The 6,218-nt window shown below is 72.2% G+C and carries 8 protein-coding genes and 1 pseudogene; 7 read left to right on the top strand and 2 right to left on the bottom strand.

The genetic code is table 11. The features are described 5' to 3' along the window. Together ABZ749_RS26775 and ABZ749_RS26770 are read right to left on the bottom strand one after the other, a co-directional pair. Positions 1 to 760, bottom strand: a 760-nt coding sequence (locus ABZ749_RS26775) for an AMP-binding protein (RefSeq protein WP_357232677.1), incomplete at its 3' end; no start/stop codon positions are given. 77 nt (positions 761 to 837) lie between these two features. Continuing rightward, positions 838 to 1,287 (bottom strand): MarR family transcriptional regulator, encoded by a 450-nt coding sequence (locus tag ABZ749_RS26770; protein ID WP_357232675.1) that lies wholly within the window; start codon positions 1,285 to 1,287, stop codon positions 838 to 840. Positions 1,288 to 1,422: 135 nt separating this feature from the next. On the opposite strand from ABZ749_RS26770, the gene ABZ749_RS26765 reads away from it, so the two are divergent. From ABZ749_RS26765 to ABZ749_RS26735, 7 genes and pseudogenes are all read left to right on the top strand, one after another. Continuing rightward, on the top strand, positions 1,423 to 2,643 hold the full coding sequence (locus ABZ749_RS26765) for an MFS transporter (protein ID WP_357232673.1): 1,221 nt from the start codon (positions 1,423 to 1,425) through the stop codon (positions 2,641 to 2,643). Positions 2,644 to 2,784: 141 nt separating this feature from the next. Continuing rightward, positions 2,785 to 3,543 (top strand): class I SAM-dependent methyltransferase, encoded by a 759-nt coding sequence (locus ABZ749_RS26760; protein ID WP_357232671.1) that lies wholly within the window; start codon positions 2,785 to 2,787, stop codon positions 3,541 to 3,543. 108 nt (positions 3,544 to 3,651) lie between these two features. Next, positions 3,652 to 4,125, top strand: coding sequence for a CrcB family protein (locus ABZ749_RS26755; RefSeq protein WP_357232668.1), 474 nt, complete (start codon positions 3,652 to 3,654; stop codon positions 4,123 to 4,125). Next, entirely contained in the window at positions 4,122 to 4,484 is a 363-nt protein-coding gene (gene crcB, locus ABZ749_RS26750) for a fluoride efflux transporter CrcB (RefSeq protein WP_357232666.1), read from the top strand. Before ABZ749_RS26755 ends, crcB begins: the two co-directional genes overlap by 4 nt. A gap of 115 nt (positions 4,485 to 4,599) precedes the next feature. Beyond that, entirely contained in the window at positions 4,600 to 5,124 is a 525-nt protein-coding gene (locus ABZ749_RS26745) for a PadR family transcriptional regulator (RefSeq protein WP_091398392.1), read from the top strand. Further along, positions 5,121 to 5,801 (top strand): ABC transporter ATP-binding protein, encoded by a 681-nt coding sequence (locus ABZ749_RS26740; RefSeq protein WP_357232664.1) that lies wholly within the window; start codon positions 5,121 to 5,123, stop codon positions 5,799 to 5,801. Before ABZ749_RS26745 ends, ABZ749_RS26740 begins: the two co-directional genes overlap by 4 nt. Then, positions 5,798 to 6,218: pseudogene (locus ABZ749_RS26735) on the top strand (ABC transporter permease); the annotation flags it as partial. The gene ABZ749_RS26740 and the pseudogene ABZ749_RS26735, both read left to right, overlap by 4 nt.

Raw genomic sequence — 6,218 nt, 5'->3', positions numbered from 1 at the left:
CGAGGTGCTGGGCGGCGCGCTGCTGGCGCTGGACGCCGAGGGCCGCCTGCTGGCCCGGGTGGCCTGGAAGACGTCGAGCTGGTTGGTGCCGGCGTGGCCACGGCTCGGCGCCGAAGATGCCCACCCGCAGTGAGGTGGCCCGCGGGTCGATGCCCTGGCGGCGCATCTCGTCGACGATGGCCAGCAGGTAGCTGGGCGTGACCATGATGACCTCGGGCTCGAAGTCGCGGATCAGCATGACCTGACGCTCGGTCATGCCCCCGGAGACCGGGATGACTGTGCAGCCCAGTTCCTCGGCCCCGTAGTGCGCGCCCAGACCGCCGGTGAAGAGCCCGTAGCCGTACGCGACGTGCACCCGGTCGCCGGGGCGGCCGCCGGAGGCGCGGATCGAGCGGGCCATCAGCCGCGCCCAGGTGCGCAGGTCGTCGCGGGTGTAGCCGACGACTGTCGGCCGGCCGGTGGTGCCGGAGGAGGCGTGCAGGCGGGCCACCCGCTCCCGGGGTACGGCGAACATGCCGAACGGGTAGTTCTCCCGCAGCTCCGCCTTGCCCGTGAACGGGAAGCGCGCCAGGTCGTCGAGATCCCGGCAGTCGTCGGGGTGCACCCCGACCGCGTCGAACGCCCGCCGGTAGTGCGGCACGTTGTCGTACGCGTACCGCAACGACCAGCGCAGTCGGTCGCGTTGCAGGGCGCGCAGCTCGTCGATGCCGGCGCGCTCGATCGGCTCCAGCTCCTCCGGACGAGGGGTGCGGTCCTGCATCGGCTGCCTCCTTGGCGCGGCGGTCCCGGTGGGGCTGCGGGTACCGTACGCCCGCTGCCGCGCGGGCCTGCGGGTGGTCAGCGGGTGGCTGGCAGCCGGTGCAGGGCGTCGACGAGCGGCGCCAACTCGGGGGTGGCCTCCGCCTGGGCGAGCGCGTCGGTGAGCACCCGGTCGTGGGTGGGTCGCGTCTGGGCGAGCAGCTCGGAGCCGGCCGGGGTCAGCTCGGTGTAGATGCCGCGCCGGTCGTCGGCGCAGAGGATGCGGGTGAGCAGCCCTCGTTGTTCGAGGCGGGTGACCAGCCGGGTGGTGGCGCTGCCGGACAGCGCGGCGGCACGGGCGAGCTGGCTCATCCGCATGTGCCAGCCGTCCTGGCGGGAGAGCGCGTCGAGCACCGTGTATTCGACGACGGAGAGTTCGTGGTCGGCTTGCAGCGCCCGCTCCAGGGATGTCTCGATCAGCCCGTGCAGGGCGGCGAGGGTGCGCCAGCCCTGGGCGCGGATCTCGACCGCGTCGTCGGCGATGCCCATACCGGCCTCCTCGCTGTGATCTGAACGAACCCCAGACTAGCACGCTTGCGCCGATATAAAGCGCGTGCAAGTATTTCGTTGTTGGCGCGTGTAGTTGCACGCGCCGCCTATCTGCCTCCACTCGATGGGAAGACCATGTCCGTACCCCAGAAGTCCCTGCCGCCCGGCCTGATCGCGCTGGCCATCGGTGCCTTCGGCATCGGTCTCACCGAGTTCGTGATCATGGGGCTGTTGCCCGAGGTGGCCGCCGACTTCGCGGTCACCGAGCCGGTGGCCGGCTGGTTGATCTCCGGCTACGCGCTCAGCGTGGCCGTCGGCGGCGTCGCCCTCACCGCGGCGGTCACCCGCCTGCCGCGCAAACCCGTGCTGCTCGGCCTGATGGTGCTCTTCATCATCGGCAACCTGCTGTCCGCCGTCGCCGGCGACTACGCCGTGATGATGGCCGGCCGGATCGTCGCCGCGCTCTGCCACGGCGCGTTCTTCGGCATCGGCGCCGTGGTCGCCGCCGGTCTGGTCGCACCGGCCCGACGGGCGGGCGCCATCGCCATGATGTTCGCCGGCCTGACCATCGCCAACGTGCTCGGCGTGCCGTTCGGCACCTTCCTCGGGCAGCACTTCGGCTGGCGGTCGACGTTCTGGGCGATCACCGCCATCGGGGTGGTCGCACTGATCGGGCTGGCCCTGCTGATCCCGGTGGGCGACACCACCAACGCCGACCGCCCGGCCGGTGGGCTGCGCGGCGAGTTGCGCGCCTTCACCCACCCGCAGGTCTGGCTCTCCCTGGTGACCACCGTCCTGGGCTTCGGTGGGATGTTCGGCGCGTTCACCTACATCGCCTACACGCTGACCGAGGTCAGCGGCTTCGCCTCCAGCACCGTGCCGTGGCTGCTCGTCCTCTTCGGCGTGGGGCTCTTCGCGGGCAACCTGCTCGGCGGCCGGGCGGCGGACAGGTCCCTGTCGCGCACGCTGGTCACCGTCCTGGCGGTGCTCACCGTGGTGCTCGTCGGCTTCGCGCTGACCGCCACGAATCCGGTGCTGACCATCGTCGCGCTGGTGCTGATGGGCGGGTTCGGCTTCGCCACGGTGCCGCCGCTGCAAATGCGGATCATGCGGTACGCCCACCAGGCGCCGACCCTGGCGTCCGGGGCGAACATCGCCGCGTTCAACCTCGGCAACGCGTTGGGCGCGTGGATCGGCGGGGTGACCATCGCCGCCGGACTCGGCTACACCTCGCCGATCTGGGCCGGCGCCGCACTCACCCTCATCGGTCTGGGCGTACTCCTCGGCGCGCTGCGGCTGGCCCGCCGCGACGAGCCGGCGGGAGCCGAGGCGGAGCTGGCGGGGACCGCCGTCTGACCCTCCTCGATGACGACGCCGGGCCGGGCATCCGCCCGGCCCGGCGTCGCTTCGATCATCGCCCTGCCATCTTCTCGCAATTGCAAAAGATGTGCAACAAGGTCTGGACAACGCGTCGCTGGCGTAACTAGCCTGATCGCTATGAGTCCTTACATTGCGGATCCCTGGGCCTGGCAGGAAAGCTGGGACCGCCAGCAGGAAGCGTTCATGCCGGACCGTGAGCACCGGTTCACCGCCATGCTCGACACCGTCGACGCGGTCCTCGACGACCGACCGCCGCGCGTGCTCGACCTGGCCGGCGGCACCGGCACCATCTCGCTGCGGACCCTCGCTCGCTTCCCCGCCGCCGAGACCACACTGGTCGACCTCGACCCGGCGCTGCTCGCCATCGCCGACGCCTCGCTGGCCGACCGGGCCACCATCGTCACGGCCGACCTCGGCTCCCCCGAGTGGCGCTCCACGCTGCCGCACCAGGAGTACGACGCCGTGCTCACCGCCACCGCCCTGCACTGGCTGCCGGCCGACCGGCTCGGGCAGCTCTACGCCGAGCTGCGCGACGTGCTGCGGCCGGGCGGCGTCTTCGTCAACGCCGATCACATGCCCGACGACTCAGTGCCGGAGCTGACCAAGCGGCTGATGGACCGGGCCCGGGACCGGCGCAACGCCCGGTACGCCGCCGGCTCGGTGCTGTCCTGGTCGGACTGGTGGCAGCGGGCCGGCGCAGACCCGGCGCTCGCCCCGCTGGTCGCCCAGCGACACGCCATCTACCCGACCGGGCACAGCCCAGAATGGAATCCACCGGTCTCGTGGCACCTGGCCGCGCTCACCGCGGCCGGATTCAGCGAGGTGGGCACGGTCTGGCGAGGCGGCTCGGACGCCGCCGTCGCGGCGGTGCGCTGACCCGGCCGTCGCCGGCCGTGCGCTGACGCGCTGTCGCCGGGCGGTGCGCTGACGCCCTGTCGCGGCGGTGCGCGGACGCCGCCGTCGCCGGCACTACGCTCAGGAGCCGTGCCAGAGCCGTTCGAGCCGCGTACCGACCCCGACGTCGACCTGCGCGTCCCCGGCGACCGCCGCGAGTTGACCGCGCACCCCGCGACGATTCTCGCCGCCATCGCGGTCGGCGGGGCGCTCGGCGCGCTGGCCCGGGCCGGCCTGCAACACGCCGTTCCGCACCCACCTACCGGCTTCCCGTGGGCCACGTTCACCGTCAACACGGCCGGGTGTCTGCTGATCGGCGTCCTGATGGCGGTGCTCGGGCACCTCGACGGTGGACCCCCGCTGGCTCGCCCGTTCCTCGGAGTCGGGGTGCTCGGCGGGTTCACCACCTTCTCCACCTACGCGGTCGACGTGCAGCAGGCGATCGTCGTGGGCGCACCGGGCACGGCGCTGACGTACCTCGCCGCGACGGTGCTCGGTGCGCTCGTGGCGGTCGCCCTGGGCGACGCCGTCACCGCCGGGCTGCTGCGTCGGGTGACCCGATGACCGTCCTGCTCATCGCACTGGGCGCGGCGGTCGGCGCGCCGCTGCGTTACCTCACCGACCGGGCCGTGCAGTCCCGGCACGGCTCGGCGTTCCCCTGGGGAACGCTGCTCGTCAACGTGGCCGGGTCGCTGCTACTGGGCGTCCTGGTCGGATGGCCGGTCGGCCCGGCGGTGAGCGCGTTGCTCGGCACCGGGTTCTGCGGCGCGCTGACCACCTACTCCACCTTCAGCTACGAGACGCTGCGGCTGACCACTGATGGTCACCGGCTCCTCGCGCTGGCCAACGTGCTTGGCAGCGTGGCCGCCGGGCTCGCCGCGGCCACCACCGGCTACGCCCTGGCCCGCACCCTGACCGGCTGACCGCGCACCGGCCGCGCCGCGCCCGATTCGATCTCCACCAACGCCTGGACCAGGGGCGCTCCACAACACACCGAGGGTATATACGCGAGGTATACCCTCGGTGTAGTCTGCTGGCATGAGCGTGCCACTGACCCTTCTCGGCCTCCTCGAACGCGAGCCCAGCCACGGTTACGACCTGAAGCGCGACTACGACGCCTTCTTCGGCCGGGGCAAGCCACTGCCGTTCGGCCAGGTCTACTCCACCCTCAGCCGACTGGCCCGCGACGGCAAGGTGGTGATCAGCGACGTCGCCCCGGGCTCCGGCCCCGACCGCAAGCGCTACATCATCACCGACGTCGGCGCGACCGAGGTCGAGCAGTGGCTGACCCAACCGGTCGACCCGGAACCGCACCTGCAGACGGTGCTCTTCGCCAAGGTCGTGCTCGCGCTGATGCTCGACCGGCCGGCCGCCGAGTACCTCGACACCCAGCGCAGCGCGCACCTGCACCGGATGCGTGAGCTGACCGAGATCAAGCGCGCCGGCAGCCTGGTCGACGCGCTGCTCGCCGACCACGGCCTCTACCACCTGGAGGCGGACCTCCGATGGATCGAGATGACCGGCGCCCGCCTGGACGCCCTACGGAAAGAGGTGCGGCCGTGAGCGTCGTGATCGAAGCGCGCGACGTCGAGTTCTCCTTCGGTCAGACGCCGGCCCTGCGTGGCGCCAGCGTCGCCGTGGAGGCGGGCGAGATCCTCGCCGTCATGGGCCCCAGCGGCTCGGGCAAGTCCACCCTGTTGCACTGCCTGGCCGGCATCCTGGTGCCCGGCTCCGGCGAGATCCTCTTCGACGGGGCCCGGGTGCACGCCATGGCCGAGACCGAACGCAGCAGCCTGCGCCGGGACCGGTTCGGTTTCGTGTTCCAGTTCGGTCAACTCGTCCCCGAGCTGACAGCTGTGGAGAACGTCGCGCTGCCGCTGCTGCTCAGCGGCGTACACCGCAAGCAGGCGCTACCCAGGGCGGAAGCCTGGTTCGCGCGCCTCGGGCTGGGCGGCCTGGAGCAGCGGCGCTCGGGTGAGCTCTCCGGCGGGCAGGCACAACGGGTCGCCCTGGCTCGCGGCCTGGTCGCCGAGCCGCAGGTGCTCTTCGCCGACGAGCCGACCGGCGCGCTCGACTCGCTCACCGGCGAGCAGGTGATGGACCTGCTGGTCGGTGCCGCTCGTGAGCAGGGCACCACTGTCATCCTGGTCACCCACGAGCCGAGGATCGCGGCGTACGCCGACCGCGAGGTCATGGTCCGCGACGGGCGCGTGAACGCGCCGGACCGGATCGCCTCGTGATCCGCTTCGGGCTCCGCCTCGCCGTGGCCGGCGGCCGTGAGGCGCTCACCCGCCTGGCCGTCATCGCCGCCGCCGTCGCGGTCGGCAGCGGGCTGCTGCTGACCACCCTCGCCGGGGTCAACGCGGTCAACTCCCAGCTCACCCGGTACGCGTCGATGTATCCCAGCGCCTCGGCCGGCGACGCCGACCCGCTGTGGTGGTCGAACCGGCAGGACTACTTCCACGGTGAGCAGATCATTCGGATCGACGTCGCCGCGACCGGCTCGACAGCGCCCACCCCGGTCGGTATCCCGAGCACCCCGGGCCCCGGCGAGTACTACGCCTCGCCCGCGTTCCGCGAACTTCTGGCCGCCCACCCGGCCGACCAGTTGGGCGACCGCTACCCGGGGCCGCCACCGCCAACCGGGTCGCCGCGAC

The sequence above is a fragment of the Micromonospora sp. NPDC047753 genome (genome assembly GCF_040642735.1).
Classification (GTDB): Bacteria; Actinomycetota; Actinomycetes; order Mycobacteriales; family Micromonosporaceae; genus Micromonospora.
This window is presented reverse-complemented; position numbering and strand designations above follow the sequence as displayed.

Excerpts from the sequence above, each read along its gene's own strand:
- ABZ749_RS26760 (WP_357232671.1), top strand. The coding sequence starts at position 2,785 with ATGAGTCCTTACATTGCGGATCCCTGGGCCTGGCAGGAAAGCTGGGAC.
- ABZ749_RS26765 (WP_357232673.1), top strand. The coding sequence starts at position 1,423 with ATGTCCGTACCCCAGAAGTCCCTGCCGCCCGGCCTGATCGCGCTGGCC.
- ABZ749_RS26745 (WP_091398392.1), top strand. The coding sequence starts at position 4,600 with ATGAGCGTGCCACTGACCCTTCTCGGCCTCCTCGAACGCGAGCCCAGC.
- crcB (WP_357232666.1), top strand. The coding sequence starts at position 4,122 with ATGACCGTCCTGCTCATCGCACTGGGCGCGGCGGTCGGCGCGCCGCTG.
- ABZ749_RS26770 (WP_357232675.1), bottom strand. The coding sequence starts at position 1,287 with ATGGGCATCGCCGACGACGCGGTCGAGATCCGCGCCCAGGGCTGGCGC.